Source organism: Thauera phenylacetica B4P (assembly GCF_000310225.1).
Lineage (GTDB): Bacteria > Pseudomonadota > Gammaproteobacteria > Burkholderiales > Rhodocyclaceae > Thauera > Thauera phenylacetica.
On the sequence record NZ_AMXF01000364.1, the window covers coordinates 1 to 2687 of the forward strand.

4 protein-coding genes and 1 pseudogene are annotated in these 2687 nt (G+C 74.9%); all 5 read right to left on the bottom strand.

From position 1 onward, the window contains the following. The coding region (locus C667_RS21950; protein WP_004385204.1) for a hypothetical protein at window positions 1-289 on the bottom strand (289 nt) is incomplete at its 3' end. Next, window positions 283-969, bottom strand: a complete 687-nt coding sequence (locus C667_RS21955; RefSeq protein WP_004385205.1) for a phage baseplate assembly protein V — start codon at window positions 967-969, stop codon at window positions 283-285. The genes C667_RS21950 and C667_RS21955, both read right to left, overlap by 7 nt. After that, complete coding sequence (locus C667_RS21960; RefSeq protein ID WP_004385206.1) at window positions 969-2060, bottom strand: phage late control D family protein; 1092 nt, start codon at window positions 2058-2060, stop codon at window positions 969-971. Before C667_RS21960 ends, C667_RS21955 begins: the two co-directional genes overlap by 1 nt. Window positions 2061-2070: 10 nt before the next feature. Next, on the bottom strand, window positions 2071-2250 hold the full coding sequence (locus C667_RS21965) for a hypothetical protein (protein ID WP_039922733.1): 180 nt from the start codon (window positions 2248-2250) through the stop codon (window positions 2071-2073). An 18-nt stretch (window positions 2251-2268) separates the two neighbouring features. Further along, window positions 2269-2687, bottom strand: a pseudogene (locus C667_RS21970) (hypothetical protein); the annotation flags it as partial.

Below are 2687 nucleotides of genomic sequence, written 5' to 3' on the forward strand. Positions count from 1 at the left end.
GCGCGCCCGCCAGCCCGAGGTGGCCGCTCGCGGCGCGCAGGCGGTCGAACAAGGTGCGGCCATGGCTGGCGCGGCGTGCGCTGTCGACGCCGGTGGCGAGCGCTTCGGAGCGGGCGAGGTCGTCGCGCAGCGCGACGCGTCCTGCGGGGTCGCGCAGGGCGGCGAGCACCGCCTCGATGAAGCGGTCATCGCTGCGCTGCAGGATCGCCGGCGCGCCGCTGCCCTGGTCCGGCCAGGCGGCGAGATCGCGTGGCGGCCCGAGCAGGACCTCGTGGGGATGGTTCACCATATGTTTCCCGCTCCCGGCGTGTAGCTGGTCGACACCACCGCGGTGGTCTGCACCATCTCGCACTTGACGATCCCGGAGAACTCGGCGATCGCGCTGTCCACCTTGACCATGCCGGCGCAGATCTCCACCTGCGGCGCGTCGATCCTGAGCTTGGCCGCGGCGGTGAAGGCGATGCTGCTGCCGTTCATGACGACGCGGTTGCCGTTGGCGTCCTCGACCGTGATCGTGCTCGGGCCGTCGCCGAGGGTGACGCGCTGCCCCGCGGGGGTCTCGAGCACCAGGCTCTCACGCCCCTGGCGGTCGTCGAGCGTGACCACGACGCCGTTCTTCGAGCGGATGCGCTTGAAGCGGTTGCCCTCGCTGCCGAGGTCGGCGGGGGCGGCGCTGCTGCCGTTCCACAGCCCGCCGAGCACGAGCGGATAGCGCGCGTCGCCCTGCAGGAACACCACCAGCACCTCGTCGCCCACGTCGGGCATGAAGAAGGCGCCGCGCTCGTCGCCGGCGAAGGGGCAGACGACGCGCGCCCACAGCGGCGCGTCCTGGTCGTCGACGCCGTCGAGGGCGAACAGCCGCAGCTGCACGCGGTCGCGCGCCTCGGGGTCGTCGATGGAGACCACCCGCGCCAGCATCGCCGACTGCATCCAGCCGGCGGGGGGCAGGAAGGGGTGTGCGCGGTCCATCAGCGCTCTCCCAGCCAGGCGCACTCGCCGACGAACTCGGTGCGGTAGCCGGCCTGCAGGTCGTAGCGGTGGCGCGCCTCGACCACGTAGTAGGTGTTGTCGAAGCGCGGCGACAGGCCGCTGACCGCCACGTGCGTGCCCACGCGCAGCCGGGCGTTGCCCTCGGCGACGCCGTCCAGGCGCACGAAGCGGCGCGCGCGCTGGTCGAAGGCGGCCGCGGCCACGGCGCGCGCCTCCTCGTCGGAGGCGAGGGCGAGGTGGCCGAGGTGTTCGCTGCGGGCCTGGAGCGCGCGCGCCAGCCAGTCGGCGCCGCGGGTACCGGAGCCGGGGCCGGCATGGGTGCAGGCGGTGGCTTCGCCGGCGACCGTGCTGCCATTGACCGGGTTCCAGCCGCCGACGGTGATGCGGGTGACCTGGTGCGCCAGGTCGGCGACGACGCGCGCCCGCGCGAGCTGGCCGTGCAGCTCGAGCGCTAGCTCGCCGCGGCGCACCTCGCCGCGCGGCGCCACCTGCAACTCCTCGCCGACGATCTGCAGGTCGGCGTCGAAGTGCCCGAGCAGGCGGCGCAGGAAGGCGAGATCGCTCTCGTTGAGCTGGGCCCAGGTGGCGACCGGGGCGTCCAGCCCCTGCACGGCGGGGCGCAGGCCAAGCTCGCCCGCCACCGCGCGCACCACGTCGGCGGGGCTTCGGTCGGTGAACAGCCGGGTGCGGCGCGCCATGCGCGCGCGCCCGAGCGCGTCCTCGGCGAGCACGACCAGCTCGGGCGCTCCACCCTGCACGAACTCGGCCTCCAGCCCGCTGACCACGCCGCGGAAGAGCTCGCGCGGCTGGGTTTCGTCGCCGGCATGGACGCTGATCGCGGTGCCGAGCGCGAGCCGGCTGCCGTCCTCGAAGGCCGCCTCGGCGCCGCCGTCGGTGGTGCTCGCCCAGTTGGAGAAGCGCAACTCGGCGGTGCTCATGCCGCCCTCGGATTCCGCGATGCACATCTCGACGAGCAGCTCGGAGGCGCGCTCGTCCGCCTCCCCGGCCAGGCGCAGCGTGGGGCGTGCGCGATAGACGGCGGAGCGGCTGACGGAGGTCTCGGTGCTCATCGTCGCGCTCCTAGTCGGCCTGCCAGCGCTGGCGGCGCTCGTCGCGCACCCGCAGCTCGCGGCGCAGCTGCGCGCTGATCGTGGCGAGGACGTCGGGCGTCGGCAGCGTCGTGGCGGCCGGCGTCTCCTGTGCGGACTCGTCGTGCTCGGGCCGGACCTCGGCCTGCATTTCCTCGATCATGATCGGCATGTCTGCTTCTCCACGGTGCTAGCGCGGCCCGATGACGAAATCCGCCTCGGCGCCGACCTCGGCGCGCAGGCCGCCGCTGCCGCCGCCGCTCATGCGGCCACCGGCGACCACCGGGCCGCCGGTCGGCAGCTCGACCGCCTCGGGCAGCAGGGCGGTGGTCGACAGGCTGTGGGTGGATGGGGTGGCCTGGCTGCGCAGGGCCGAGAACCCCGTCTCCGCGGAGCTGCCGGCCGACAGGCTCATGCCCGCGCCGATGCCCAGGCCCGCTCCCGCACCGCCGCCCGCGGCGAAGGCGGTGGCGGGCAGCAGGGCGGCGTCGGCGCCGGCCTGGAGTGCCCCTCCGGCGGCGAACCCGGCACTCATCGAGGCGCTCATCGAGGCGCCCACCGCGAGCCCCGCGCCGGCGCCGAAGCGCAGGCTGGCGGCGCCGTTGGCTG